The following is a 25742-nucleotide window of genomic DNA, read 5'->3' on the forward strand; positions in this document are numbered from 1 at the left end:
GGCAATGTCCGGGCACTGGCCCCGCTGGCTCTACTCGGGGGCGCTCTATCTGCTGTCGCCCCTGGTCTGGCGGCGTGTCTGGCGTGAGCATGCGCACACTAACCTGCGTCGGGAGCGGCTCGGGTTGATAGCGCGCCCGTCTGCGGCTGCGCCCCGCCTGTGGTTGCACTGTGCCTCGGTAGGCGAGGTGCAGGCCGCCCGCCCGCTGATCGAGGCGCTGCTGGCGCACTATCCCCAGCATGATCTCGTGGTCACCACCATGACCGCTACCGGCGCCGAGCGGGTGCGCGCGCTGATGGCAGCGCGGCGTCAGGCCGGCCAGCCCGAGCGATTGCAGCACCACTTCGTGCCGCTCGACTATCCGGGGGCCGCGCGGCGTTTCGTTGCAAGGCTGTCGCCTTCGCTCGCCCTCTTCTTCGAGACCGAGATCTGGCCCAACCTGTTGGCGGCATGTCGTCGCCATGGCGTGCCCACGGCGGTGGTCAACGGGCGGCTGTCACCCAGGGCTTTTCGTGGCTACCGTCGCCTGCGTCCGTTGATGGCGACGGCCCTGGGGCAGCTCGATTGGCTGGCCGCCAAGTCGCGCGGCGACGCCGAGCGCTTTCGTGCACTGGGCATGCCGACCACGCGAATCGACGTGGTGGGGTCGCTCAAGTACGACCTGACCCCGGATGACGCAGCGAGCGAGGCGAGCAAGCGCTTGTGCACACGCCTCGGCTCGCGCCCCGTGTGGGTGGCCGGCTCCACTCACCCCGGCGAAGACCGGCAGCTGCTGGAGGCTCATGCGCGCCTGCGCCAGTCTTATCCCAACGCCCTGCTGATTCTGGTACCGCGCCATCCGCAGCGCTTCGAGGCGGTGGCCGAGCTCACCCGGGAATTTGGCATGAGGCTGGCACGGCGCTCGCTGGGCGAATGGCCCGACGAGCGTACCGCCGTCTACCTGGGCGACACCATGGGCGAGCTGCTCACGCTCTACGGCGCTGCCGATCTGGCTTTCGTCGGCGGCAGCCTGGTGCCGGTCGGTGGGCATAACCTGCTCGAGCCGGCGGCCATGGGCGTGCCGGTGCTGACCGGGCCGGAGCTTGCCAACTTCGCCGACATCGCCGAGACCCTGCGCCAGGGTGGCGCGCTGGTCGAGGTGGCCGACAGCATGTCACTGGCTGATACCCTGGTCACCCTGTTCCTCGACGAGGCCGAGCGCCACCGCCTGGCCGAGGCCGGCCTGGCGGTTGTGGCGGCCAATCGCGGTGCGCTGGCACTCACCCTAACCGGGTTGGAACGCCTGCTGCCCGGTAAGTGAGCCTCCACTCACCGTCTGACGGCGATCAGGCGGGGGTCAGGCGCTCCACCCCCTGCTCGGTACCCAGCAGCAGCACGTCGGCACCGCGGGCGGCGAACAAGCCGTTGGTGACCACGCCGACGATGGCGTTGAGGCGTGCCTCCATGCCTACCGGGTCGTCGATCATGAATTCGTAGCAGTCGATGATCTGGTTGCCGTTGTCGGTCACCACCCCTGCGCGGTAGACCGGGTCGGCACCCAGCTTGACCAGTTCGCGCGCGACATAGGAGCGGGCCATGGGAATCACCTCCACCGGCAGCGGGAAGTTGCCGAGGCGCTCGACCCTCTTCGAGCCATCGGCGATGCAAATGAAACGCTCGGCACAGGCTGCCACGATCTTCTCGCGGGTCAGCGCGGCTCCGCCGCCCTTGATCATGTGTAAGTGAGCGTTCACTTCGTCTGCGCCATCGATGTAAAAGGGTACCGTACCCACACTGTTGAGTTCGAACACCTCGATGCCGTGGCTCCGCAGGCGCTCGGCGCTGGCCTCCGAGCTGGCCACGGCGCCCTTGAAATCGTGGCGTAGCCGAGCGAGGCGGTCGATGAACAGGTTGGCGGTAGAGCCGGTGCCGATGCCAAGGATGGTGTCGCGCTCGAGTTTCGATTCGATTTCCGCGATGGCGGCGGCGGCCACGGCGTCCTTCAGTTCATCCTGGGTCATGTCGTGCTCGCATCTCTGAGTGGCGGGTGCCGCGCCATTATAGGCCAGGCAGCCTTTCTTGCCGACGTGTCAGGGAAATGCTGAAAAAATCGGCGAGCGAGATGAAGCGCAAGGCGCACGGAGCACAGGAACCGGAGCATATGGGGTATATGTGAGGATTCCGAGCACCGCGCAACGCAGCGATTCGCTCGCACAGGCATTTGTGCAGTGTTTCCTTAGCTGGACGGCGAGGTCGCAGAGATGCTACCTATAGGGGTTCTCTGCAATGCAGCAGACGCTGCCGCTCCTCTGCGCCACTTCCTTCCGGGACATTAGGATGCTCGAAGCTACCGTCAAGAAGATCCTCCAGGCTCATGTCTACGAAGCCGCTCGTGAAACGCCGATCTCACCTGCCCCCTTCCTTTCACGGCGCTTCAACAACCAGATTCTGATCAAGCGCGAGGACCTGCAGCCCGTCTATTCCTTCAAGATTCGCGGCGCCTACAACAAGATGGCGCAGCTCTCCGAGGAGCAGAAGGCCAAGGGCGTGATCGCCGCCTCGGCCGGCAACCATGCCCAGGGACTTGCCATGGCGGCCAAGCTGATGGGCGTCAAGGCGGTGATCGTCATGCCGCGCATCACGCCGGAGATCAAGGTCCAGGCGGTACGGGCCCGCGGAGCCAAGGTCGTGCTCAGGGGCGACGCCTTCGCTGCCGCCGCCGAGCACGCCCAGGAACTGATCGCCGAGCACGGTTACACTTACATTCCCCCCTTCGACGACATCGACGTGATCGCCGGACAGGGTACCGTGGCCATGGAAATCCTGCGTCAGCACAGCGGGCCGCTGGATGCCATCTTCGTGCCGGTAGGCGGCGGCGGACTGATTGCCGGCGTAGCGGCTTACGTCAAGTACCTGCGACCCGACATCAAGGTGATCGGCGTCGAGGCCGAGGACAGCGCCTGCCTCAAGGCGGCGCTTGCGGCCGGCAAGCGCGTATCGCTCGACCAGGTCGGCGTGTTTGCCGAGGGCGTGGCGGTGGCGCAGATCGGCAAGGTGCCGTTCAAGATCGTGCGTGACCTGGTCGACGACGTCATCACCGTCAACGCCGACGAGATGTGCGCGGCGGTCAAGGACATCTTCGACGATACCCGTGCGGTATCGGAGACTTCGGGGGCGCTGTCGCTCGCCGGCCTCAAGAAGTACGTCCAGCAGACCGGCGTCGAGGGCCAGACCCTGCTGTGCATCAATTCCGGCGCCAATACCAACTTCGACCGCTTGCAGCACATCGCCGAGCGCACCGAACTCGGCGAGCAGCGCGAGGCGATCCTGGCCGTGACCATCCCCGAGCGTCCCGGCAGCTTCAAGAAGTTCTGCCGCACCATCGGCAAGCGCATGGTCACCGAGTTCAACTACCGCTATGCCGATCCCGAAGAGGCGCATATCTTCGTCGGCGTTCAGGTGAAGCCGGGTGGCGATGATCGTCAGGCGGTGATCGACAAACTGCTCGAGGCCGGCTACCCGGTAGTCGACCTCACCGACAATGAGCTGGCCAAGCTGCATATCCGACATCTCGGCGGCGGGCGCCCCAAGGAACACTTCGACGAGGAGGTCTATCGCTTCGAATTTCCCGAGCGCCCCGGGGCCTTGATGAATTTCCTCACCCACTTGCCCCAGGACTGGAACATCTCGCTGTTCCACTATCGCAATCATGGCGCTGCCTTCGGTCGCGTGCTGGTCGGCATGCAGGTTCCCAACGGGGATCGCTCACACGTCGAGGAGTATTTTGACGAGATCGGCTATCGCTACTGGAAGGAGTCCGACAACGACGCCTACCGCCTGTTCATGGCCTGAACCCGAGAGGGGGTTGCGTGTTGGTAAGTGGTAACTTACGCCAAAGGCGGGAATTGGCTTGAGTTTCGTTATGTAATCGAAGCATGAACCAGTTGTCTTCAACCCGTGACAAGCCCTATAGTCGGCGCTGTCGCGGGCTTCCTGCGACGAGGTTCAATAACGGGAACGTCAGGAGCAGGTAACAATGAAGCGTAAGCCCGATCTGGTCATGGCACTGGTGCTGGCGTTTGGCATCGGTGTGGTGGTCACTGGCTATGCCCAGGCGCTGGCAGGCGGCTGAGTCGGCAAACAGTGCCATGATCAGACAAAATGAGAACCGGTCGAAGCGAGGCTTCGGCCGGTTTTTTATTTGCTGCGGCCCCGGGTCAGGGGCGTACGAGCCGCCCGTCGCTGACGATGGCATCCAGCGGTACGTCCCAGGGGGCGACGGGCAGGCGGTCTACCCGCTGGCAATCGTGGGCCAGCCCTATCAGCGTGGGGCGCGGCCCGGGGCGTCGGGTGAAGGCGAGGCTGCGGTCGTAGAAGCCGCCGCCCATGCCCATGCGCTGGCCCCGGTCGTCGAAGCCCACCAATGGCAGCAGGATCAGGTCCAGCGCCCAGGCCGCCATCCGTCTGGCCCGGTGGGCACCATGGCGTGTCTGCGGCTCGGGAATGCCGAAGCGGTTACGCCGCATGGGCGTGCCGGGGTGATAGTGCACGAACCACAGACTGTTGTCCGACAGCGGCTTGAGTACGGGAAGGTAGACACGGACGCCGCGGCGGGTCAGCCAGGGGATCAGCGGCCGGGGATCGATCTCGCCATCGTTGGGCAGGTAGAGCGCCACGCGCCTGGCACGGCGGACCTCCGGCAGCTGGCGCAGGCGCCGGCACAGGGCACGGTCGGCCTGTTGGCGTTGGCGCGGACTCAGCGCACGCCGCCGCCGCCGAAGTTCCTGGCGCAGCTGACGCCGGGAAGAGAAGGTCTCGGAGACGAGAGCGTCTTGCAGGGCATGCATATTCGGTAGAGTTCCCCAGAGTGCCGCTGTCGTTCTGGCCCTTGAACCCTTGGTTCAAGGTGGGTGGCCGCAGCCGAACCGTCAGGCTTTCCGACGCACGGACATGCACACGGGTCCGGCTAGCCAATGGCCGCCCTGGGTATTGCTCATAGGCTCGAGGGACTTTAACGACTGGCCAACACCCCAGGGAACACCCTCATCCTATCAGAGCTCACGGGCGGGTCCAATGTCATTCGGCGGGAGTTGGGTGACTCGGCACCGCGCCCGCCATGGCCTGTTCCAGGCGTTCGCTCAGCCGGTCGAGCTGCTGCTCCTCGCTGCGTCGGGTATCCAACACTTCGAGCAGTTCATGGGTGATGTTGAGGGCGGCCATGAGCGCCACGCGTTCGCTGCCAAGCAGGTTATTCTGGGAGTGAATCCCCTGCATGGCCCGGTCGAGATAGCGGGCGGCCCGCTCCAGCTTTCGCTCTTCGCCGGGATTGCAGGCGAACACGTAGTGTCGGCCCAGCAGGGTCACCTGTGCGGTGGGGCGAGTGGCATCGTCGCTCATGGCGGGCTCCGGTGTCGGCTTGTTGGCCCGATGCGTTAACATCCGGTGAAACAAGACACATCAATTCAGTCATTCACTATAAGAGAGCCCTTCGCAGGCGGTCAACGCAGCGCGGCCTGCGGGAGGCAACTCACGGCAAATCGACTAGGGGTTCTGCATGTCACTGAGCGACGATCGTCCGGACTTTTCCACCATCGCCGACCTGTTCCTTTCCCATGGCAGCATGCAGTCGCCGGCCTTTCTCGACGGTCGGCTGTGTGCCGAGCTGGCGCTCCACGATCTCACCGCCGAGGCCTGGCTGGAAGAGGTCTGTCATGGGCTCGGCGTCGAGCAGCCTCGCGATCGCGAGAGCGCCGAGACGCTGCTGGCCTGGCGTCGCCAGACGCTGGATGCGCTCGCCGATAGTGCCCTCAACTATGAACCGTTGCTGCCCGACGACCTGTTTTCGCTGGCCGAGCGTGCCCGAGGGCTGCAGGAGTGGACGCTCGGCTTCCTCGAGGTGATCGAGGATACCGGCGACACGCCGCGACAGGGCTGGTCGCAGGCGCTGCGTGAAGCGATCGACGATCTCGGGGCGCTGGGCGATATGGAGACCGACATCGACGACAGTGCCGAAAACGAGAACGACCTCTTCGCGCTGACCGAGCATGCCCGCATGGCGGCCATGCTGCTCTATACCGAACAGCACCCGGGCCAGCCGCAGGTGGAGCCCGGCGAGCCTACGCAGCATTGATGCCCGCCTTTTCCTTTTCCTTAGCTCGCAAGGAGCCATGATGCTACCCGATCCCCTCCCCCGGCCTGCGCCAATCGGCAATGAGGAATACCGTGCCCGCCGGGCGGCGCTGATGCGGCAGTTGCCGCCGGACAGCGCCGTGCTGCTGCCCGGAGCCGGGCTCGTCACCCGCTCTCGCGACAGCGACTACCCCTTCCGCCAGAACAGTGACTTCCACTATTTGACCGGCTTTCCCGAGCCCGACGCCCTGCTGCTGCTGTTGCCGGGGCGTATCGAAGGCGAGAGCGTGCTGTTCTGCCAGGAGCGCGACCCGAGCCTGGAGGCCTGGACCGGCATACGTCTGGGGGCCGAGGGGGCCGTGCGCGAGCATGGCGTCGATCAGGCCTACGAGAACGGCGAGCGCGACGCACGCCTGGAGGCGCTGCTCGATGGGCGCACGACGCTCTACCTGATGCTCGACGATGTCGAGGCCATGGCGCTGGCCGATGATGTGAGGGGGCGCTTGGCGGCGCGGGTGCGGCGCGGGGCTCGTCCGCCGCGCAGCTATGCCGACCTGGCACCGCTGCTGCACGAGCAGCGACTGTTCAAGAGTGACGGCGAGCTCGCCCTGATGCGCCATGCGGCACGGATCTCGGCGCTGGCGCACCGGCGCGCGATGCGTGTCTCCCGACCCGGTCTGGCCGAATTTCACCTGCAGGCGGAGCTCGAGCACGAGTTTCGCTGGCACGGCGGCAGCGGGCCGGCCTACGCCAGCATCGTGGGTGGCGGCGCCAATGCTTGTGTGCTGCACTACATCGAGAATAACAAGCCGTTACGCGAGGGCGAGCTGGTGTTGATCGATGCCGGGGCCGAGTTCGAGCTGTATGCCGGAGACATCACCCGCACTTTTCCCGTCGGTGGCCGCTTCAGCGACGCCCAGCGTGCGCTCTACGAGGTGGTGCTGGCGGCTCAGGAGCGTGCCGTGGCGGCGGTTCGTCCCGGGGCCACGCTGGCCGAAATCCATGACGGCGTGGTGCGCGATCTCACTGTCGGCTTGATCCATCTGGGGCTGCTGCAAGGCGAGGTCGAGGCGCGCATCGAGGATGAGAGCTACAAGCGCTTCTACCTGCACTCGACCTCGCACTGGCTGGGACTCGATGTGCACGACGTGGGCGAGTATCGCCGCGAGGGAGCGCCACGCCCGCTGGCGCCGGGCATGGTGCTTACGGTGGAGCCCGGCCTGTATATCCCGATCGACGATGACATCGCTCCCGAGTTTCGCGGTATCGGTATTCGCATCGAGGATGACGTGGCGGTAACCGCCGAGGGGCATGAGGTGCTGACTGCCGATGTGCCCAAGCGAGTGGCAGATATCGAGACCCTGTTGGCCAGCAAGTAACCACTGAGGTATCGGCTTTCCATGTTATTACGTAATTTACACTACATTATTTACATTCATAGCATAGGCTCTCGCCATGCAGACACCTGTTAGCCGCCAAGTCGACATCGCCATCGTCGGCGGCGGTCTGGTGGGGGCCAGCCTGGGCTGTGTCCTGGCGCCGCTGATCGAGCGTCATGGCCTGTCGGTGGCAGTGATCGAGGCCGCGCCTGTCCTCGACAGCGTGGCGGCGCCCTGGCAGCCCAGCTTCGATGCCCGCTCCAGTGCCATCGCCCAAGGCTCGGCGGAGCGCTTTCGTGCCATGGGACTGTGGCCGGCGATGGCCGAGCAGGCGGCAGCCATCCAGCTCATTCACGTCAGCGAGAGAGGCCGGCTGGGCGTGACCCGGCTTACCGCCGCCGAGCTCGGCCAGCCGGCGCTGGGCTACGTCGTCCCTAACGCCTGGATGGGGCGCGTCATGCACCGACGCTTGACCGAACTGCCCATCGATTGGCACTGCCCCGCCAGCGTCGAGGCGATCACCCCCGAGGCAGAAGGCTATCGACTCGCCCTCTCCGATGGCTGTACGCTGCGGGCCGGACTGACGGTGCTGGCCGACGGCGGCCGCTCGGGGCTCAAGGAGCAGTTGGGCATCGCTAGTGACGCGGCGCCCTACGATCAGGTGGCCTTGATAGCCAATGTCGAGATGAGCCGGCCCCACGACGGTGTCGCCTACGAGCGCTTCACCCGTGAGGGGCCGATTGCGCTGCTGCCGCTGCCGGGACAGCAGATGGCGCTGGTCTGGACCCACCCCGCAGGGCGCGAGAAGCCCCGCCTGGCGCTGAGCGACGGCGACTTCCTGGCCGAATTGCAGCAAGCCTTTGGCGATCGTGCGGGTCGCTTCCGTCGCATCGGCAGTCGCCACGCCTATCCGCTGACACTGGTCACCGCCCGGGAAACCATCCGGCCGGGGCTGGCGGTGCTGGGAAACGCTGCCCATTCGCTGCATCCCGTCGCAGGCCAGGGCTTCAATCTGGCGCTGCGCGGCGTGACCGACCTGGCGGCCGCACTGGAGCTGGCGCTGACCGGCGGCGAGCCGCTCGGCGGTATGCTGACGCTGCGCGACTTCGAGGCCAGGCGCATCGTCGACCGACATCAGGTGATTCGCTTCAGCGACGGCCTGGTGCGACTGTTCGGCATCGATAACGGCCTGCTGGCGCACGCCCGAGCGGCGGGACTGGTGGGGCTCAACCTGCTGGGTCCGCTGCGCCGCGGCCTGGCACGCCGGGCCATGGGGCTGGAACGTTGAGGCAGCGTCCGGACCACAGGCCGAACCCGCCGCCTGCGGGTGGCCGAGAGCGAGAGAGTGACGCATGACGAACACGGCCAAGCAGCCGACAACGCAATACGAGGTCATCGTGGTGGGCGGTGGCATGGTGGGCGCTGCGCTGGCAGCTCTGCTGGGCCGGGCCGGGGTCGCCGTGGCCCTGCTCGACCCGCGTCCCGCGCCGCTGGCGGCCGACGACGTGGGAAGAGGTCCGCCGGCGATGCGCGTCAGCGCCCTGACGCCGGTTTCCCAGCGTCTGCTCGACGGCTTGGAGGCCTGGCCGTGGATGGCGGCGCGCCGGGTGACGCCCTACCGCTTCATGCAGGTCTGGGACGGTGAAGGCAGTGGTGAAGTGAACTTCTCGGCGGAGCAGGCCGGGGTGCCGATGCTCGGCCATATCGTCGAGAACGACGTGATCCTGGCCGCCCTCGAGAGGCGCCTGGCCGAATTGCCCTCGGTCGCCGTGCATCTGTGCGCACGGGTGATTGGCCTGGACGTGGAGAAGGCGGGGCGCGCCGTGGTGCTCGAGGATGGCCGCCGGCTGTCGGCACCGCTGGTGGTGGCAGCCGATGGCGCACGCTCGCCGCTGCGCGAGCTGGCCGGCATCGAGGTGAAGGAGCGAGACACCGGCCACGTGGCCGTGGTGACTACTGTGCGTACCGAGCACGGGCACGGCGGCGTGGCGCGCCAGGTCTTCCTCGCTACCGGCCCACTGGCGTTCCTGCCGCTGACGGTGGAGGGCGACGAGCGCTACTGTTCGATCGTCTGGTCGACCACGCCCGCAGAGGCCGAGCGGTTGACGGCACTGGCCCCTGCAGCGTTGGGCCGCGAACTGGAAGCCGCCTTCGAAGCCCGCCTGGGGGCGGTCAAGGTCGTCGACCGGGCCTTGGCGGTGCCGCTGACCCAGCGCCATGCCGAGCACTACGTGCAGCCGGGCTTTGCCCTGGTGGGCGATGCGGCCCACAGTATCCACCCGCTGGCCGGCCAAGGCGTCAACCTGGGGCTGATGGACGTGGCGGTGCTGGCAGAAGAGCTTTTCGAGGCGCGGCGCCGTGGCATCGGTCTGGGCGAGCCACGCATGCTCGAGCGCTACGCGCGCCGGCGCCGCGGTGACAACGCGGCGATGCTGGCGCTGATGGACGGCTTTCGCCTGCTGTTCGGCACGCGCCACCCAATGGTTACCCTGACGCGCAACCTGGGTCTTGCCGGCGTCGACCGGCTGGCGCCGGTCAAGCGACTGCTGATGCGCCAAGCGGTCGGCGAGCGCGGCCGCCTGCCGGCCTCCTGTCGCTGAGATGTGTCCCGGCCCGGGTTGAGGGCCGGAACACACCATGCCTTAACCCTGGCGACGTTCCAGCACGTTCAGTGCCTTGAGCAGGTTGAGTGCCTCGCCGAGCTGGTAGTCCTCGCGCAGTCGGGCGGACCTCTCGCTGGAGGTACGCGGCTCGCCGCTCGAGCGCAGATGCCCCTCCAGGTCGGCCTCGCGCAGCTGTCGGCTGCTCTCGGTCACCTCGATACGGCCGCGTACCACGGTCACATCGGGCTCGATGCCCAGGGCCTGGATCGAGCGCCCGTTGGGCGTGTAGTAGAGCGCGGTGGTCAGCTTCAGGCCCTCGCCGTTGCCCAGAGGCAGGACCTGCTGCACCGACCCCTTGCCGAAGCTCTCGGTGCCCATGATCACACCGCGGCGCTGATCCTGCAGCGCACCGGCGACGATCTCCGCGGCGGAAGCACTGCCGCCATTGATCAGGACCACCAGCGGCACGTCGGGCGCTGCCGTCTCGCGACTGGCGGAGAAGCGCATCTCGGTGTCCGGCAGGCGCCCTTCGGTGTAGACCACCAGACCGCTGTCGAGGAAAGCGTCGGCCACCGCCACGGCAGCCTGTAGAACGCCGCCGGGATTGTTGCGCAGATCGAGAATCAGGCCCTGCAGCGGTGCGTTGCGCTCCAACTGGCGGATGGCGTCGTTGACCTGTTCGCCGGTGCGGTTCTGGAACTGGCTCACCCGCAGGTAACCGTAGCCCGGTTCCAGCAATTCGCTGCGCACGCTCTCGGTGCGGATGATTTCTCGCGTAAGCGTGACCTCGACAGGGGCCTCCACGCCGCTGCGCTGGAGGGTCAGGTGGATCTCGCTGCCCGGCTCGCCGCGCATCAGGGTCACCGCCTCCTGCAGCGAGAGTCGCTCGGTGGGGGTGTCGTCGATCGCCAGAATGATGTCGCGCGCCTGCACCCCGGCGCGCGATGCCGGGGTATCGTCGATCGGCGTGATGACGGTCAGGCGGCCCTCCTCGAGGCCAACCTCGATGCCGATGCCGCCGAATTCCCCCTCGGTGGACTCGCGCAGGCTCTGGAACTCCTCGCTGTCGAGATAGGCGGAGTGCGGGTCGAGTTCGCTGAGCATGCCGCGCATGGCGTTGCGCAGCAGGGTGCTGTCGTCGACCTCCTCCACGTAGGCGCGCTTGATGCGCTCGAACACTTCGGCAAAGGTCTGGATGTCCTCGAGCGGTAGCTCGTTCACCGCCGGCTCGTCCTGCGCATCGGCGGGGACGGGCATGAGGGGCAGGGCCAACAGCGTCATCGGCAGCAGCGCCGCCAGCAGGCGTCGTGGTGCGGGCAGGAGGCGGACAAGGCGTGAGGACATGCGAACTCCGCGGTTTCGAGGCGAGGCTGTCCAGCATATCCCGTGGCTTGGGGCTTGTGAAATCTCTCTCGTCATCTTCGTGCGATCCATGCCTGAGGGTCGATGGGGTCGCCGTTGCGGCGAACTTCGAAGTAGAGTGCCGGCGTGCCGTGACCGCCGCTGTTGCCTACCGTGGCGATAGCCTCGCCGCGCGAGACGGCCTGGCCGACCTCGACGCCGAAATGCTGCAAATGGGCATAGAGGGTCATGATGTTGTCGCCATGGTCGATGATCAACAGGTTGCCGAAGCCACGCATCCAGTCGGAAAACACCACTCGCCCGGCGTGTACCGCCTCGACGGGGGTTCCCGCACGAGCCTCGATCAGCATGCCGTTGTAGTGCACCCCGTCGCCGCGCTGGTAGCCCGCAGCGACATTGCCCTGAACCGGCCAGGGCAGGTCGCCCCGGGTGCGTTCGATGGCGGTGGAGGGCGGTGGGCGCTCCAGCCGGGCTAGTTCCTCGCGTACCCGCTCGAGTACCCGTTCCGCTTCGCTGCGGTCCTGATCGAGACGCGCCAGCCGCGACTGCTCGTCGCTGTAGCGTGCGTCCAGCTCCGCCACCAGGCGCTCGCGCTCGGCCATACGCTCGGCCAGCTCGCTGCTGCGCTCGGCCAGTTCCTCGGCCAGGCCGTCCAGCCGCTCGCCGCGGTGCCGCTGCTCGCGGCGATTCTCGGCCAGCTCGGCGTCGAGGCGGGCGATCTCGTCGAGCCGCGCGTTACGGGCGCGGGCCAGGTGGTTGAGATAGGTCTGCAGCCGATCGAGCCGGGCAGGGTCGTCCTGGTTGAGCAGCAGCTTGAGCTGCGGGGTGAGGCCCAGGCGATAGAGCGCATCCAGTTGCACGTTGAGCGCCTCGACCTGTTCGGCCCGTTCCGCCTGCAGCGTGTCGCGAGCGGCGTCGAGGGCAGCCATTTCATCGGCCAGGCGGCGACGATCGGCCTGGATAGCGTCCAGCCGGCGGTGGGTTTCAGCCAGGGCGGTCTCGACCTCACGCAGCGCTCGGGAGGCCTCGTCCTGGGCCTGCCGCGTCTGGCCAAGACGATGATTGAGCGCCTGGATCTCGCTGCCGATGGCATCAAGTCGCTCGCGGGCCTCCCGCTCGCTGGGCTGGGCCTGCGCACTGGCTCCGATCAGCCCCGGCAGCATGGCGAGAGTCACCAACAGGGCTCTCAGTGGGTGTCGCCACCGGGTCCGACTCATGGTTGCATGGGCTCGCAAGCGCTGGTCAAGCCGGTTCTATCAGCACCCGGCCGGTCATTTCCTCGGGAATCGGCTGCTCCATCATGGTCAGCAGGGTCGGCGCGATGTCGCACAGGCGGCCATCGTCGAGCAGCTTCACCGAGCGAGGGCCGACGTAGATCAGCGGCACCTCGAAGGTGGTATGGGCGGTCTGGGCCACGCCGGTGTCGGGGTTGACCATCTGCTCGGCGTTGCCATGATCGGCGGTGATCAGGCAGGCGCCCCCGGCACGCTGGATCGCCTCCACCACGCGGCCGACGCAGGCGTCTACCGCCTCGATGGCCTTGACCGCGGCGTCGAAGTCGCCGCTATGTCCGACCATGTCGCCGTTGGCATAGTTGCACACGATCAGATCGTAATGGCCCGAGTCGATCGCCTCCACCAGGCGGTCGGTCACCTCCACGGCACTCATCTCGGGCTTCTCGTCGTAGGTCTTGACGTCCTGGGGCGAGGGCACCAGCACGCGGGTCTCACCCTCGAACTCGGCCTCGCGGCCACCCGAGAAGAAGAAGGTCACGTGAGCGTACTTCTCGGTCTCGGCGATACGCAGCTGGGTCAGGCCGCGTTGCTCCATGACTTCGCCCAAGGTGTCGTTCAGGTCGGCGGGCGGGAAGGCGGCCGGGGCGGGAATGTCGGCGGCGTACTGGGTCAGGGTGACCAGGCTGCCTCCGGCGAGCGCCGGACGTACGCGGCGCTCGAAGCCGCTGAAACCTTCCTCGACGAAGGCGCGGGTCAGTTCACGGGCACGGTCGGCGCGGAAGTTCATGAAGATGGCAGCGTCGCCGTCGCCGATGGTCGCCGGCCCCTCGCCGTTGCGTACCACGGTGGCGCTGACGAATTCGTCGTTCTCGCCGCGCTCGTAGGCGGCGCGCAGGCCCTCTTCGGCACTGCTGGCCTCGAACTCGCCGACGCCTTCGGTGAGCAGCCGGTAGGCCTTCTCGACGCGGTCCCAGCGGTTGTCGCGGTCCATGGCGAAGTAGCGGCCGATGATCGAGGCGACGCAGCCGTTGTCGGCGCCGACTAGCTCGGCGAGGCGGGCGTTGGTGCGCTCGAGGGAGGCCAGGGCGCTACGCGGCGCGGTGTCTCGCCCGTCGAGGAAACCGTGTACGTAGATGCGCTGGGCGCCGCGCCGGGCGGCCAGCTCGGCCATGGCCAGGATGTGGTCCTCGTGGCTGTGCACGCCGCCCGGTGAGAGCAGGCCGAACAGATGTACGGCACGGCCCGCGCTCACGGCGGCGTCGATGGCATCGGTCAGCTCGGCGATGGTGTCGAGGTCGCCATCCTCGATCGCCTTGGAGATACGGGTGAGCTCCTGATACACCACGCGGCCCGCCCCCAGGTTCATGTGGCCGACTTCGGAATTGCCCATCTGCCCCTCGGGCAGGCCGACGTACTTGCCGTCGGTATGCAGCAGCGCATGGGGACGCTCCTGCCACAGCCGGTCCATGTTGGGCGTGCGTGCTGCGGCCACGGCATTATCGGTAGGGTCGGGGTTGTGGCCATAGCCATCGAGAATGATCAGGGCAACGGGGCGGGGGACGGTCTGAGTCGTCATGGGGGCGCGGGCCTCTTGAACGTGGTGGGCGCGACGTTTGGCCGTCCGGGAGGCTGTCCGCGCCCTGCCTGGCTGGCTGGCTGGCGATGTCGCGGGAGCGAGCACCGGCATCGATTTCGGGCCGCGCGGGACAGGCGCCTGGACGACGGGGGTCGCGACTTGAATCGGCTTGCGGCATCATAACGCACGGTCGGGCGAGCGTCATGGTCCCGGCGCATGGCCGGCGGGTCATGCCGCGGAAGCGACCGCATGGTGTATACTCTCGCCTTTCGGGTGTCCTGCCCGATCGTTGTCCTCGCTATTTCGCAACAAGAGTGTGCCGGATCCATGATCGATCAGCTGTTCGAATTCGTGCAGAATCACCCGCTCCTGGTGGGTGCCTTCCTCCTGGTGCTGACCGCCTGGATCGCCTACGAGGCCCGCAACAGCGCCTCCAGCGGCGTATCGTCCAGCCAGGCGACCCAGTTGATCAACCGCGAAGATGCGGTGATCTTGGATACCCGCGAGGCGGGCGATTTCAAGGCCGGCCATATCGCCGGCGCGCGCAATATTCCCCAAAGCCGCATCGACGAGCGCGTCGGCGAGCTCGAGAAGGTCAAGGACAAGCCGGTTATCGTGGTCTGCAAGAGCGGCCAAGCCTCCGGTATCACCGTGGCCAAACTGGCCAAGGCCGGCTTCTCGCGGGTCTACAAGCTCAAAGGCGGCATGATGCAGTGGCAGGCCGACGGTCTGCCGGTGGTCAAGAAATAGCCAATACACAAGACGCAAGCACGCAAAAGGAACCTTTCCCATGGCCGAAGAGAACAGCCAGAACGCCGCCGGCGGCAACCAGGCCGCTGCCGACCAGCAGAACCGGCAGCAGCTGCAGTTCGCCGTGCAGCGCATCTACGTCAAGGACATCTCCTTCGAGGCGCCGAACTCGCCGGCGGTCTTCCAGCAGCCGTTCAAGCCCAAGGTCGGCCTGGACCTGAACACCAGCAGCAGCAAGGTGGGGGAGGACCTCTACGAGGTGACGATCAAGGTCACCGCCCAGGTGCGCCACAGCGAGGAGGGCACCACTTCCTTCCTGGCCGAGATCGAGCAGGCCGGCCTGTTTCGCATCAGCGGCATCGAGGGCGCGCAGCTCGAGCACACCCTGGGCGCCTTCTGCCCCAACGTGCTGTTCCCCTACGCCCGCGAGTGCGTCGACAACCTGGTCAACCGCGGCGGCTTCCCGCCCCTGATGCTGGCGCCGGTCAACTTCGAGGCAATCTACGCCCAGAAGAAGAAGCGCGAGGCCGAGCAGGCCCAGCAACAGGGTGAGCAGACCACCCAGTAAGGGCGCATCACGTGTCAACGGGGCCGCGCATCCACGTCGCCGCCGACTTCATCGTCGGCGGCGATGTCGTTCTGCCCGAAGGGCCCGCCCGCCACGTGGCCCGGGTGCTGCGCCTGGGCGAGGGCGCGCCGGTGCGATTGTTCGACGGCGCCGGCCTGGAGGCCCGAGCGGTGCTCGTCGAGGCCGGTCGCAAGCAGGTCGTGGCACGCATCGAGGCCGTCGCGCCGGGCCGCGGTGAATCGCCCCTGCCGGTGCACCTGGGCCAGGCCATCTCCAAGGGCGATCGCATGGACTACGCCGTCCAGAAGGCCGTCGAGCTGGGCGTCGCCGCCATCACCCCGCTCTACACCGAGCACGGTGACGTGCGTCTCAAGGGGGAGCGCGAGGCGAAGAAGCTCGCCCATTGGCAGGCGGTCGCCGCCAGCGCCTGCGAACAGTGCGGCCGCGCCGTGGTACCCACCGTACACCCTCCCTTGCCTCTGGCTGAGTGGCTGGGCCAGCGCAGCGAGCCGCTGCGCCTGGTGCTGCACCCAGGCACGGCGGGTGCCCTCGAGCGCAGCGAGCCTCCCAGCGGCGTAGCCCTGCTGATCGGTCCCGAGGGGGGGCTTTCCGCCAGCGAAGTCGAGGCCGCCATGGCCAGCGATTTTTCCCCGCTCTCCCTCGGCCCGCGCATCCTGCGTACCGAAACCGCGCCAGTGGTGGCGCTGTCACTGCTGCAGTATCGCTTCGGCGACCTGGATGGATCTCTTCCCCACGAAGCGGATTGAACTTTAGTCGCTATTGCCGATGACTGGCTTGCGCACGGTCGTTCTCCTGATTAATTTGTATGATGTATGACAACTAAGGACCCCACCGGACCGAAGTTGCCTTCCAACGGGCCGATGCATGAACAAGAGGATGTCTCCGTGAAGTTTTCCAGAGCAGCCGTGATGGAAGCCTTGGGCGATGGATTGCTGTCTTTCCCCATTACCGATTTCGATAAGGAGGGGCGATTCGATGCGGACAGTTACCGTCGTCGTCTGGAGTGGTTCATCAGCCATGAAATCTCGGCCGTTTTCGTCGCCGGCGGCACGGGGGAGTTCTTCAACCTCTCGCTCGACGAGTACCGCGATGTGGTTCGTGTGGCCGTGGAAACCGTCGCTGGCAGGCTGCCGGTCATCGCCAGCTCGGGCCTGAGCGTCGCCAGCGGCAAGGTCTTCGCCAAGGCAGCCGAAGAAGCGGGGGCCGACGGCATCCTGCTGATGCCGCCCTACCTGACGGAATGTCCACAGGACGGACTCGTCGAGTATGCGCGCGAGATTTGCGACTGGACCGATCTCAACATCATCTATTACAACCGCGGCAACGGTGTACTCGATGTCGATGCGGTCCGGCACCTCGCCGACAACTGTCCCAACCTGATCGGCTTGAAGGATGGCAAGGGCGACATCCAGGCGCTGAACAGAATCATCAAGACCATCGGCGACCGGCTGGTCTACGTGGGCGGCGTGCCCACTGCGGAGATTTTCGCCGAGGCCTATCTCGCCATCGGGGTGAATACCTACTCATCCGCAGTGTTCAACTTCGTGCCGGACATGGCCGTCAAGTTCTATCGGGAACTGCGAGCGGGAAATGCCGAGGTCGTTAAGCGCATTACTCAAGATTTCTTCATTCCCTTCGTCGATCTCAGGGATCGTAAGCCAGGTTATGCCGTCAGCCTGATAAAGGCGGGCGCAGAAATCATCGGCCTTCCGGCCGGTAGTGTCAGGGCACCTTTGGTCATGCCCACTTCGGAGGAGCGCAGTCAACTGGAAAAACTCGTCGGCATCGCTCAGCAGTTGTAAACCCCACCCACGCAAGCTCATATCTTGGAAAAACAGCGAGGAGCACGTCATGAAAACAACCTCAACAACCAAGACGTTCTATGCCATTGCCGCTTCCGCCACCCTGGTGACCATGGCGCTGCCGGCTCAGGCCGACAGTTGGCGCGGCTGGAACATCCACCCGCCGGGATATCCCAATACCGAAGCGCTGGAAGCCTTCGCCGAGAACGTCACCGAGCGCACCGAGGGGCGCCTCGAAGTACAGGTCTACAACAACGGCGTGCTTGGCGATCAGCCCGATGCCATCGAGCAGACCCGTAACGGCGCGCTGGATTTCGCCAACTTCAACATGGGACCGATGGGCCCCATCGTGAAGGAGACCAACGTGCTCTCGTTGCCCTTCATCTTCAGCAGCATCGATCATATGCACGAGGTGATGGACGGTGAGGTCGGCCAGCAGTTCGCCGACGCCTTGGCGGAAAAGAACCTGATCGCGCTCTCCTGGTTCGACTCCGGCGCCCGTAGCCTCTACAACACCGAACGTCCCATCCTAACCCCCGATGACGTGCAGGGGCTGAAGATTCGGGTCATGAACAACGACCTCTACGTCGACATGATCGAGGCGCTTGGCGGCAATGCCACCCCGATGGCCTACGGCGAGGTCTATCAGGCACTCAAGACCGGCGTGCTCGACGGTGCGGAGAACAACTACCCCTCGTTCGAGTCCAGCAACCATTACGAAGCCGTCGACTACTATTCCCTTACCGAACACCTGATCATTCCCGAGTGCCTGTGCATCGCCAGGGCGAGCTGGGAGGCGCTGCCCCCGGAGGATCAGGAGATCGTGCGTGAGGAGGCGATCAAGGCCTCCGAGTTGCAGCGCCAGCTGTGGGTAGAAGGCTCCCAGGCAAGTCAACAGATCGTGAGGGATGCCGGTATCGAGATCAACGAGGTGGAGGACAAGGCAGCCTTCCAGGAGAAGATGGAGCCCGTCTACGCGGCTTTCATCGAAGAGAACCCTGACCTCGAAGGCCTGATCGACGCCATCCGGAACTCGAACTGAGTCTCGCTGCGATGCCCCCTTGGTGCCAGGTGCACCAAGGGGGCAGGAGGCTAATGCCATGAGAAGCTATGTCGAGGCTGCCGTGACGCTCCCCCGCCTGCACAAAATCACCAGCAAGATACTGGATGGCCTGGCCAACGCCTGTCTGGCGGCGGCGGGCGTCATGCTGGTCTTCCTGATCGCCATCTTCGGCTGGCTGGTCTTTGGTCGCTATGTGCTCAACAACACCCCGACCTGGGTAGAGCAGGCATCGCTCGTGCTGGTGGTCTACATCACCTGCCTGGGAGCGGCGGCAGGCGTCAGGGGCAACACCCACTTGAGCATCGACTTCGTCCGCGAAGGCATGCCCGAGCCCTTCAGAACGATTTTCCGCTATGTCGCCGATCTCTTCGTGGTGGCTTTCGGCGCTTTCATGACCTACCAGGGGTGGGGGCTGGTGATGACCAACCTCGAGCGGGCGATACCGATGATCGGGCTCTCCGAGAGCTGGCGCGCCGCGCCCCTGGTGATCTGCGGCGTGCTTATCGTTCTGTTCTCCATGGCCAATATCGTGTCCCGGCTCTTTGCCAATGACGCTAACGAGGGCAACTGACATGGGCCTTGCCATTCTGTTCGGACTCTTCTTTCTCGGCTTGCTGGCAGGAGCGCCCGTGGCCTTCGCCGTTGGGCTCGCCGCGGTAGCGGCCTTCCTCTACGAGGGGCTGCCGCTGTTCGTGGCGTTCCAGCGCATCCTGTCGGGGATTTCGGTCTTTTCGCTGCTGGCCATTCCGTTCTTCATCTTCGCCGGCGAACTGATGCTGCATGGCGGCATTTCCACCCGCCTGGTGCGCCTGGCGTCCGCTGCAGTGGGCAAGATGCGTGGCGGCCTGGGCATCGTCAATGTCAGCTCCTCGATGCTGTTCGGCGGAATCTCGGGCTCCGCCGTGGCCGATACCTCGGCGCTCGGCTCGATCCTGGTGCCGGTGATGAAGGAGAAGGGCTACGATGCCGACTATGCCGTCAACGTCACGGTGACCTCATCGGTCGCCGGGGTGGTGATCCCGCCGAGCCACAACATGATTCTCTATGCCGTGGCGGCCGGCGGCGGCATTTCGGTCACCCAGCTGTTCATCGCCGGCATCGTGCCGGGCATCCTGATGTGCCTGACGCTGGCCGTGGCCGCCTATCTGGTGGCGGTGAAGCGCGGCTACCAGGGCGAGACTTTTCCGGGGTGGGACGTACTCATCATCAGCCTGGCCGCGGCCCTGCCGGGCCTGCTCACGGCGGTCATCATCGTCGGCGGGGTGCTGTCGGGCATTCTCACCGTGACCGAATCCGGGGCCTTCGGTGCCATCTACGCCATCGTGGTCACGGCACTGGTCTACCGCGAGCTGCGCTGGGCCTCGTTCAAGGCGGCAGTGATGCAGTCGGTGAAGACCACCGCGCTGGTGATGATCCTGGTCGGCTGCGCCTCGGCGTTCTCCTACCTGCTGGCGCTCTACAACGTGCCGATGCTGTTGACCGACATGCTGCTGGCGCTCTCCGACAAGCCCATCGTCATATTCCTGCTGCTCAACCTGCTGCTGCTGGTGCTCGGCATGATCATGGACATGGCGGCGCTGATCCTGATCTGCACACCGATCTTCCTGCCAGTGGCCATGCAGTTCGGCATGGATCCGATCCAGTTCGGCATCATCATGATGATGAACCTGGGACTAGGCCTGTGCACGCCGCCGGTGGGAGCCTGCCTGTTCGTCGGCTGCGTGATCGGCAAGATCAAGATCGAACAGGCCGTGCGCACCATCTGGCCGTTCTACCTGGCCCTGTTCGTCGCCCTGATGCTGGTGACCTACGTGCCGGCCGTCTCGCTGTCGCTGCCGGCGCTGTTCCGCTGAGTACAATTTCGACCGAACCGTAACGGACTCGATGATGAAAATTGCAGCCGTACATACCCATATTCTCGACCACGTGCTCGATACCACCTTCGAGAGCGCCTCGATGCACTTCGCCCGGCGCCAGCACTGCCTGGTCGAGATCGTCTGCGACGACGGCACCATTGGCTGGGGGGAGTGCCTGGGGCCTGCCCAGCCCAACGCCGCGGTGGTCAAGGCCTATAGCGCCGCGCTGATCGGCCAGGACCCGCTGCAGACCGAGAAGATCTGGCTGGAGCTTTACAACCGACTGCGCGACCAGGGCCAGCGCGGCCTGACCGTCACCGCCCTGAGCGGCATCGACATCGCCCTGTGGGACATCAAGGGCAAGCGCTTCGGGGTGCCGATCTCGACCCTGCTGGGCGGGCGTTTCCGTGACAGCGTAAGGGCCTACGCCACCGGTTCCTTCCGCCGGGAAGGCGTGGATCGCGTGGAGGACATCGCCCGCGAGGTGGCGGGCTACCGTCGCGAAGGCTTTCACGCGGTCAAGATCAAGATCGGCTTCGACGTCGAGGAGGACCTGCGCGTCATCGAGGCGGTGCGCGAGTCGATCGGCCCCGACATGCGCCTGATGATCGATGCCAACCACGGCTACGACTATCTAGAAGCCGTCGAGGTGGGCCGGCGGGCGGCAAAGTTCGGCATCGACTGGTTCGAGGAGCCGGTGCTGCCCGAGCACGTGTCGGCCTATCGGGCGGTGCGTGCCGACCAGCCGATTCCGGTGGCCGGTGGTGAAACCTGGCATGGCCGCTATGCCATGCAGGAGCCGCTTGCCACCCGCGCCGTGGACATCGTCCAGCCCGACATCTGCGGCGTCGGCGGATTCACCGAGATCCGCCGGGTGGCTGACATGGCGGCGCTGCACGGCGTGCGCCTGGTGCCGCACGTATGGGGCACGGCGGTGTGCCTGGCCGCCAGCCTGCAGTTCATGGCGGCGCTGTTGCCCAATCCGCCGCGGCGCGATCCGATCGAGCCGATTCTCGAGTTCGACCGCACCGAGAACCCCTTCCGTCAGGCGGTGGTGAAAACCCCCATCGAGCATGACCGCGGCGTGGTGACGATACCTCACGGGCCCGGGCTCGGCATCGAGATCGACCGCGAGGCGCTCGCCCGTTTCGCCCTGCAGGAGGCATGAAGGACGTGACAGCGATACCCGACAATACCCGGCCGCTGGACGGTCCACCGCCGAGGCTGGCCGCGCCGCCCGGCGCCACCGACTGCCACATGCACCTCTATCTGCCGGGCTTCGCAGCCCAGCCTGGCGGGCCCGACATCGCCGAGCTGGCAACAGTCGAGGATTACCGCCGGGTGCAGGCGCGCCTGGGGCTGGAGCGGGTGGTGGTCACCCAGTCCAACGCCTACCAGCTCGACAACGGTGCGCTGCTCGAAGCCCTCGGACAGCTGGGCAGCGACACGGCACGCGGGGTGGCGGCAGTGGCCCCCGGCACCGCCGAGGCCACGCTGCGCGAATGGCATGCCCTGGGCGTTCGCGGGGCCCGGATCATGAACCTGCCTGGCGGTGCCGTGACCCACGCCGACATGCATGCGGTCGAGCGGCTGGTACGTCCGCTGGGCTGGCACCTGATGGTGCAGTTCAACGGCCGGCATCTGGACGACTACCTCGACGGCCTGCGGCGCCTCGAGGGCGACTACATCATCGACCATATCGGCAAGTTCATGCCGCCGGTGCCAGCGGACGATCGCCGCGTCGACGCCATCCTGCGGCTGCTCGATCGCGGTAACGCCTGGTTCAAGCTGTGTGGCGGCTATGAGACCAGCGAGACTGGCGGACCGCGCTACGAGGACGTGGGCGCCATCGCCTGGCGCGTCATCGCCCATGCCCCCGAGCGCGTGATCTGGGGCTCGAACTGGCCGCATGTCGGGGTGCCGCGCGAGCACTATCCCGACGATGCCGAACAGCTCGACGTCTTGCTCGGCTGGGCCGGGCCCGAGGCTCGTCGCCGGATCCTGGTCGACAATCCCGCCGCCCTGTACGGCTTCTGAACCCTTTATTTGCGTGAAGGAGGAAAATGCATGATTGATCGTCTGTTGGTAACGGGAGCCGCCGGCGGCATGGGCCGCATTATCCGGCCCCATCTGGCGAAGCTGGCGCGCACGGTGCGGCTGTCGGACATCGCCGATCTCGGCGAAGCGGCCAGCCACGAAGAGCTCATGCCGTGCGATCTCGCCGACGCCGAGGCGGTGGGTGAGCTGGTCCAAGGCTGCGACGCAATCATCCATCTGGGTGGCGTATCGGTGGAGAAACCCTGGGCGAGCCTGCTGCAGGCCAACATCGTCGGCACCTACAACCTCTACGAGGCGGTGCGTCGGCACGGCAAGCCGCGGGTGATCTTCGCCAGTTCCAACCACACCACCGGCTATTACGAGCGCACGCAGCGGATCGACACCGACGTGCCGCATCGCCCCGACTCGCTCTACGGCGTGACCAAGTGTTTCGGTGAGGACCTGGCATGCCTGTACCATGACAAGTTCGGCATCGAGACGCTCAGCGTGCGCATCGGCTGGTGCCACCCCAAGCCGACCGATACGCGTAAGCTGGCGATCTGGCTCAGCGCCGAGGATTTCGTCAGCCTGGTGGAGCGGGCCCTCGTCACGCCCCGGTTGGCCTATACCGTGGTCTACGGATTCTCGAACAATGCCGAACGCTGGTGGGACAACGGCAAGGCCGCCTTCCTCGGCTGGGTGCCGAAGGACAGCTCGGAGCCCTGGCGCGAGGAGATGGAAGCGCTCGATGCGAATCTCGACCCCACGGATCCGGCGGTCATCTACCAAGGTGGGCCCTTTGCCACGTCCGGGCACCCCGACGACCGATGACCGAAGCCTGGCGTCGAGACTTACAACGATGATCCGACCGATAGGATGGCGATATGGCCGCTAGATCCGACATCACGGCTGACTTGAAACCGCTCAAGATTCAGAAGCTTTCTCGTGAAGGCAGCCTTTCCCTGCATGTCGCCGACCAGCTCGAAGCGTTGATCCTTCAGGAGCAGGTCAAGGTGGGCGAGAAGCTGCCCACCGAGAGCCGCTTGTGCGAATCTTTCGGCGTCAGCCGCACGGTGATCCGCGAGGCCATCACGCATCTCAAGTCGCTGGGGTTGGTCGAGACCCGCCGCGGCGTCGGTACCACCGTGCTGCGCTCGACCAGCGTCGAGGCGATGCCGGCGAAACGCATCAGCCCGACCACCGTCGAGGACATCCTGCATGTGCTCGAGCTGCGCCTCAATCTCGAACCGGCAGCGGCGGCGCTGGCCGCCGAGCGGCACGACGACGAGGATCGTCGCATCCTGCAAGACAAACACCGGGCCTTCATCGAGGCGCGTGCGGCGAAGTCACAGGCTCGCGAGGAGGACTATGAATTCCACTATGCCATTGCCGCCGCCACCAAGAATCCCTTCTTCAAGGTGTTCTACGAGCAGCTCAGCCAGAGCGTGATTCCCCGCGCCAAGCTGATGAGCATCGAGATCAACACCGCGGCCACCGACAAATACCTCGCTCGGGTCGAGGAAGAGCACACCTATATTCTCGAGGCAATCCTGGCCCGCGACCCCCAAGCGGCGCGAGAAATGATGTACCAGCATCTCCACCGCGCCCGAACCATGTATGCCAAGTATCAGGAAGCCTAAGTATCAGGAAGCCTAAGTACCAGGAAGCCTAAGTACCAGAAAGCCTGGCCGACGGCTCTCCTGGCCATGCGATACCGAAAGACAGGAGCCCAACATGTCCCTGGAAGGCAAGATGCTGATCGGCCGCGAAGCCGTCAGCGGCAGTTCCCAGCCCATCAACGCCGTCAATCCCGCCACCGGCGAGACCCTCGCGCCCACCTATGCAGGGGGCGGCAAGGCCGAGGTCGAGCGCGCCTGCGAACTCGCCGAGGCGGCCTTTGCCAGCTACCGCGAGACCACCCTCGAAGCGCGCGCCGCCTTTCTCGAGACCGCGGCCTCCGAGATCGAGGCCATCGGCGACGAACTGATCGAGCGCGCCATGGCCGAGACCGGCCTGCCCCGGGCGCGCCTCGAGGGCGAGCGCGGCCGTACCTGCGGCCAGCTGCGCCTGTTCGCCTCGGTGGTGCGCGCCGGCGAGTGGCTCGACCTACGCCTCGACCCAGCCCTGCCCGAGCGTGAGCCGATGCCCCGCGCCGACCTGCGCCAGCGTCACATTCCGCTCGGCCCCGTCGCCGTGTTCGGCGCCTCGAACTTCCCGCTGGCCTTCAGCGTGGCCGGCGGCGACACCGCCTCGGCACTGGCTGCCGGCTGCCCGGTGGTGGTCAAGGGCCACTCCGCCCATCCCGGCACCTCGGAGCTGGTGGGTCGTGCGGTGCAGCGCGCCGTCGAGAAGAGCGACCTGCCGGAGGGCGTGTTCTCGCTGCTGTTCGGTTCGGGCCGCGAGATCGGCCAGGCGCTGGTGGCCGACCCGCGCATTCAAGCCGTCGGCTTCACCGGCTCCCGCGGCGGCGGCACCGCGCTGATGAAGACCGCCCAGGCCCGCCCGCAGCCGATCCCGGTCTACGCCGAGATGAGTTCGATCAACCCGGTGTTCCTGCTGCCGGAGGCGTTACGTGCCCGTGGGGCGCAGATCGCCGAGGGCTTCGTCGCCTCGCTCAACATGGGCGCCGGGCAGTTCTGCACCAACCCCGGGCTGGTGGTTGCGGTGAAGGGGCCTGAGCTATCCGCCTTCGTCGAGGCCGCGGGCGATGCGCTCAAGGGCAGCGCCGCCCAGACCATGCTCACCCCGGGCATCCACGACGCCTACCAGCAGGGCGTGGGTCGGCTTTCGAGCAACAGCAAGGTACGCGAAATCGCCCGCGGCCAGGCTGGTGAATCGGCGAATCCGTGCCAGGCGGGGCTCTACGTCACCGCGGCCGCGGACTTCCTCGCTGACACCGAGCTGCAGGAAGAAGTGTTCGGCGCCACCTCGCTGGTGATCGAGTGCGCCGACCTGGCGGAAGTGAAGCGCGTGGCGAGCCAGCTCGAAGGCCAGCTCACCGCCACGCTGCAGATGGACGATGGCGACCTCGACGCGGCCAAGGCGCTGCTGCCGACTCTCGAGCGCAAGGCCGGCAGGATCCTCGCCAATGGCTGGCCGACGGGCGTCGAGGTATGCCACGCCATGGTCCACGGCGGGCCCTACCCGGCCACCTCCGACAGCCGCACTACCTCGGTGGGCAGCGCGGCGATCTTCCGCTTCCTGCGCCCGGTGTGCTACCAGGCGCTGCCGCAGGGGTTGCTGCCCGAGCCGCTGCGTGACGGCAACCCCTGGGGTGTGTCACGCCTGGTGGACGGTAAGCGCGAGGCATAGCGCCAACACTTGAATGACTGGAACTTATGGCGGCCTTCGGGCCGCCTTTTTTCTCCCGCATTTGCCATAA

General features: G+C 66.2%; 24 protein-coding genes and 1 other RNA gene. 18 read left to right on the forward strand and 7 right to left on the reverse strand.

Annotation, left to right across the window (positions count from 1 at the left end; genetic code table 11):
- Positions 1-4 precede the first annotated feature (4 nt).
- Entirely contained in the window at positions 5-1300 is a 1296-nt protein-coding gene (gene waaA / locus HNO53_RS00085) for a lipid IV(A) 3-deoxy-D-manno-octulosonic acid transferase (RefSeq protein WP_209478467.1), read from the forward strand.
- 25 nt (positions 1301-1325) lie between these two features.
- Here waaA and rpiA read toward each other — a convergent pair whose 3' ends face one another.
- On the reverse strand, positions 1326-2000 hold the full coding sequence (gene rpiA, locus HNO53_RS00090; RefSeq protein WP_209475128.1) for a ribose-5-phosphate isomerase RpiA: 675 nt from the start codon (positions 1998-2000) through the stop codon (positions 1326-1328).
- Positions 2001-2316: 316 nt separating this feature from the next.
- Here rpiA and ilvA point away from each other — a divergent pair, with 316 nt between their 5' ends.
- The gene (ilvA, locus tag HNO53_RS00095) at positions 2317-3831 is read left to right on the forward strand and encodes a threonine ammonia-lyase, biosynthetic (RefSeq protein WP_209475130.1); all 1515 of its coding nucleotides are present in this window, start codon (positions 2317-2319) and stop codon (positions 3829-3831) included.
- Positions 3832-4196: 365 nt separating this feature from the next.
- Here ilvA and HNO53_RS00100 read toward each other — a convergent pair whose 3' ends face one another.
- From HNO53_RS00100 to HNO53_RS00110, 3 genes are all read right to left on the reverse strand, one after another.
- Complete coding sequence (locus HNO53_RS00100; protein ID WP_209475132.1) at positions 4197-4826, reverse strand: 5-formyltetrahydrofolate cyclo-ligase; 630 nt, start codon at positions 4824-4826, stop codon at positions 4197-4199.
- 8 nt (positions 4827-4834) lie between these two features.
- Positions 4835-5019: non-coding RNA, 6S RNA (ssrS, locus tag HNO53_RS00105), on the reverse strand.
- A 36-nt stretch (positions 5020-5055) separates the two neighbouring features.
- The gene (locus tag HNO53_RS00110) at positions 5056-5376 is read right to left on the reverse strand and encodes a cell division protein ZapA (RefSeq protein WP_209475134.1); all 321 of its coding nucleotides are present in this window, start codon (positions 5374-5376) and stop codon (positions 5056-5058) included.
- Between the two features lie 157 nt (positions 5377-5533).
- On the opposite strand from HNO53_RS00110, the gene HNO53_RS00115 reads away from it, so the two are divergent.
- From HNO53_RS00115 to HNO53_RS00130, 4 genes are all read left to right on the forward strand, one after another.
- Positions 5534-6109, forward strand: a complete 576-nt coding sequence (locus tag HNO53_RS00115) for a UPF0149 family protein (protein WP_209475136.1) — start codon at positions 5534-5536, stop codon at positions 6107-6109.
- 40 nt (positions 6110-6149) lie between these two features.
- Positions 6150-7487, forward strand: a complete 1338-nt coding sequence (pepP, locus tag HNO53_RS00120) for a Xaa-Pro aminopeptidase (protein WP_209475138.1) — start codon at positions 6150-6152, stop codon at positions 7485-7487.
- Positions 7488-7563: 76 nt separating this feature from the next.
- Positions 7564-8775, forward strand: coding sequence for a 2-octaprenyl-6-methoxyphenyl hydroxylase (gene ubiH, locus HNO53_RS00125; RefSeq protein ID WP_209475140.1), 1212 nt, complete (start codon positions 7564-7566; stop codon positions 8773-8775).
- A gap of 64 nt (positions 8776-8839) precedes the next feature.
- On the forward strand, positions 8840-10087 hold the full coding sequence (locus HNO53_RS00130) for a UbiH/UbiF/VisC/COQ6 family ubiquinone biosynthesis hydroxylase (protein WP_209475142.1): 1248 nt from the start codon (positions 8840-8842) through the stop codon (positions 10085-10087).
- Between the two features lie 42 nt (positions 10088-10129).
- On the opposite strand, the gene HNO53_RS00135 is transcribed toward HNO53_RS00130, so the two are convergent.
- The 3 genes from HNO53_RS00135 to gpmI form a co-directional block, all read right to left on the reverse strand.
- Positions 10130-11434 (reverse strand): S41 family peptidase, encoded by a 1305-nt coding sequence (locus HNO53_RS00135; protein WP_209475144.1) that lies wholly within the window; start codon positions 11432-11434, stop codon positions 10130-10132.
- Between the two features lie 71 nt (positions 11435-11505).
- Positions 11506-12669, reverse strand: coding sequence for a murein hydrolase activator EnvC family protein (locus tag HNO53_RS00140; RefSeq protein ID WP_209475146.1), 1164 nt, complete (start codon positions 12667-12669; stop codon positions 11506-11508).
- A gap of 25 nt (positions 12670-12694) precedes the next feature.
- Positions 12695-14263: a 2,3-bisphosphoglycerate-independent phosphoglycerate mutase gene (gene gpmI / locus HNO53_RS00145; protein WP_209475148.1), complete on the reverse strand. Its 1569-nt coding sequence runs from the start codon at positions 14261-14263 to the stop codon at positions 12695-12697.
- 327 nt (positions 14264-14590) lie between these two features.
- On the opposite strand from gpmI, the gene HNO53_RS00150 reads away from it, so the two are divergent.
- The 12 genes from HNO53_RS00150 (at position 14591) to HNO53_RS00205 (ending at position 25672) form a co-directional block, all read left to right on the forward strand.
- On the forward strand, positions 14591-15013 hold the full coding sequence (locus HNO53_RS00150; protein WP_209475150.1) for a rhodanese-like domain-containing protein: 423 nt from the start codon (positions 14591-14593) through the stop codon (positions 15011-15013).
- A 40-nt stretch (positions 15014-15053) separates the two neighbouring features.
- Complete coding sequence (secB, locus tag HNO53_RS00155; protein ID WP_209475152.1) at positions 15054-15581, forward strand: protein-export chaperone SecB; 528 nt, start codon at positions 15054-15056, stop codon at positions 15579-15581.
- Between the two features lie 11 nt (positions 15582-15592).
- Positions 15593-16348, forward strand: coding sequence for a 16S rRNA (uracil(1498)-N(3))-methyltransferase (locus HNO53_RS00160; protein WP_209475154.1), 756 nt, complete (start codon positions 15593-15595; stop codon positions 16346-16348).
- A gap of 138 nt (positions 16349-16486) precedes the next feature.
- A complete protein-coding gene (gene kdgD, locus HNO53_RS00165; RefSeq protein ID WP_209475155.1) occupies positions 16487-17404 on the forward strand; it encodes a 5-dehydro-4-deoxyglucarate dehydratase in 918 nt (305 codons plus the stop codon).
- A gap of 49 nt (positions 17405-17453) precedes the next feature.
- A complete protein-coding gene (locus tag HNO53_RS00170) occupies positions 17454-18446 on the forward strand; it encodes a TRAP transporter substrate-binding protein (RefSeq protein ID WP_209475157.1) in 993 nt (330 codons plus the stop codon).
- Between the two features lie 58 nt (positions 18447-18504).
- A complete protein-coding gene (locus tag HNO53_RS00175) occupies positions 18505-19038 on the forward strand; it encodes a TRAP transporter small permease (RefSeq protein ID WP_209475159.1) in 534 nt (177 codons plus the stop codon).
- Position 19039: 1 nt separating this feature from the next.
- Positions 19040-20320, forward strand: coding sequence for a TRAP transporter large permease (locus HNO53_RS00180; RefSeq protein WP_209475161.1), 1281 nt, complete (start codon positions 19040-19042; stop codon positions 20318-20320).
- A 34-nt stretch (positions 20321-20354) separates the two neighbouring features.
- Complete coding sequence (locus HNO53_RS00185) at positions 20355-21491, forward strand: mandelate racemase/muconate lactonizing enzyme family protein (protein WP_209475163.1); 1137 nt, start codon at positions 20355-20357, stop codon at positions 21489-21491.
- Positions 21488-22360, forward strand: coding sequence for an amidohydrolase family protein (locus HNO53_RS00190; RefSeq protein ID WP_420827847.1), 873 nt, complete (start codon positions 21488-21490; stop codon positions 22358-22360). The genes HNO53_RS00185 and HNO53_RS00190 overlap by 4 nt, the downstream gene beginning before the upstream one ends.
- 30 nt (positions 22361-22390) lie before the next feature.
- Positions 22391-23191 carry an NAD-dependent epimerase/dehydratase family protein gene (locus HNO53_RS00195; protein ID WP_209475165.1) on the forward strand — a complete coding sequence of 267 codons (801 nt, stop codon included), beginning with the start codon at positions 22391-22393 and terminating at the stop codon, positions 23189-23191.
- A 53-nt stretch (positions 23192-23244) separates the two neighbouring features.
- Positions 23245-24000: a FadR/GntR family transcriptional regulator gene (locus HNO53_RS00200; protein ID WP_209475167.1), complete on the forward strand. Its 756-nt coding sequence runs from the start codon at positions 23245-23247 to the stop codon at positions 23998-24000.
- Between the two features lie 94 nt (positions 24001-24094).
- Complete coding sequence (locus HNO53_RS00205; RefSeq protein WP_209475169.1) at positions 24095-25672, forward strand: aldehyde dehydrogenase (NADP(+)); 1578 nt, start codon at positions 24095-24097, stop codon at positions 25670-25672.
- Positions 25673-25742 lie beyond the last annotated feature (70 nt).

It is taken from the genome of Billgrantia antri, from assembly GCF_017868935.1.
Classification (GTDB): domain Bacteria; phylum Pseudomonadota; class Gammaproteobacteria; order Pseudomonadales; family Halomonadaceae; genus Halomonas; species Halomonas antri.

Coding starts and splice junctions, on each gene's coding strand:
- waaA (WP_209478467.1), top strand. CDS start 5: ATGTCCGGGCACTGGCCCCGCTGGCTCTACTCGGGGGCGCTCTATCTG.
- rpiA (WP_209475128.1), bottom strand. CDS start 2,000: ATGACCCAGGATGAACTGAAGGACGCCGTGGCCGCCGCCGCCATCGCG.
- ilvA (WP_209475130.1), top strand. CDS start 2,317: ATGCTCGAAGCTACCGTCAAGAAGATCCTCCAGGCTCATGTCTACGAA.
- HNO53_RS00100 (WP_209475132.1), bottom strand. CDS start 4,826: ATGCATGCCCTGCAAGACGCTCTCGTCTCCGAGACCTTCTCTTCCCGG.
- HNO53_RS00110 (WP_209475134.1), bottom strand. CDS start 5,376: ATGAGCGACGATGCCACTCGCCCCACCGCACAGGTGACCCTGCTGGGC.
- HNO53_RS00115 (WP_209475136.1), top strand. CDS start 5,534: ATGTCACTGAGCGACGATCGTCCGGACTTTTCCACCATCGCCGACCTG.
- pepP (WP_209475138.1), top strand. CDS start 6,150: ATGCTACCCGATCCCCTCCCCCGGCCTGCGCCAATCGGCAATGAGGAA.
- ubiH (WP_209475140.1), top strand. CDS start 7,564: ATGCAGACACCTGTTAGCCGCCAAGTCGACATCGCCATCGTCGGCGGC.
- HNO53_RS00130 (WP_209475142.1), top strand. CDS start 8,840: ATGACGAACACGGCCAAGCAGCCGACAACGCAATACGAGGTCATCGTG.
- HNO53_RS00135 (WP_209475144.1), bottom strand. CDS start 11,434: ATGTCCTCACGCCTTGTCCGCCTCCTGCCCGCACCACGACGCCTGCTG.
- HNO53_RS00140 (WP_209475146.1), bottom strand. CDS start 12,669: ATGAGTCGGACCCGGTGGCGACACCCACTGAGAGCCCTGTTGGTGACT.
- gpmI (WP_209475148.1), bottom strand. CDS start 14,263: ATGACGACTCAGACCGTCCCCCGCCCCGTTGCCCTGATCATTCTCGAT.
- HNO53_RS00150 (WP_209475150.1), top strand. CDS start 14,591: ATGATCGATCAGCTGTTCGAATTCGTGCAGAATCACCCGCTCCTGGTG.
- secB (WP_209475152.1), top strand. CDS start 15,054: ATGGCCGAAGAGAACAGCCAGAACGCCGCCGGCGGCAACCAGGCCGCT.
- HNO53_RS00170 (WP_209475157.1), top strand. CDS start 17,454: ATGAAAACAACCTCAACAACCAAGACGTTCTATGCCATTGCCGCTTCC.
- HNO53_RS00175 (WP_209475159.1), top strand. CDS start 18,505: ATGAGAAGCTATGTCGAGGCTGCCGTGACGCTCCCCCGCCTGCACAAA.
- HNO53_RS00180 (WP_209475161.1), top strand. CDS start 19,040: ATGGGCCTTGCCATTCTGTTCGGACTCTTCTTTCTCGGCTTGCTGGCA.
- HNO53_RS00185 (WP_209475163.1), top strand. CDS start 20,355: ATGAAAATTGCAGCCGTACATACCCATATTCTCGACCACGTGCTCGAT.
- HNO53_RS00190 (WP_420827847.1), top strand. CDS start 21,488: ATGAAGGACGTGACAGCGATACCCGACAATACCCGGCCGCTGGACGGT.
- HNO53_RS00195 (WP_209475165.1), top strand. CDS start 22,391: ATGATTGATCGTCTGTTGGTAACGGGAGCCGCCGGCGGCATGGGCCGC.
- HNO53_RS00200 (WP_209475167.1), top strand. CDS start 23,245: ATGGCCGCTAGATCCGACATCACGGCTGACTTGAAACCGCTCAAGATT.
- HNO53_RS00205 (WP_209475169.1), top strand. CDS start 24,095: ATGTCCCTGGAAGGCAAGATGCTGATCGGCCGCGAAGCCGTCAGCGGC.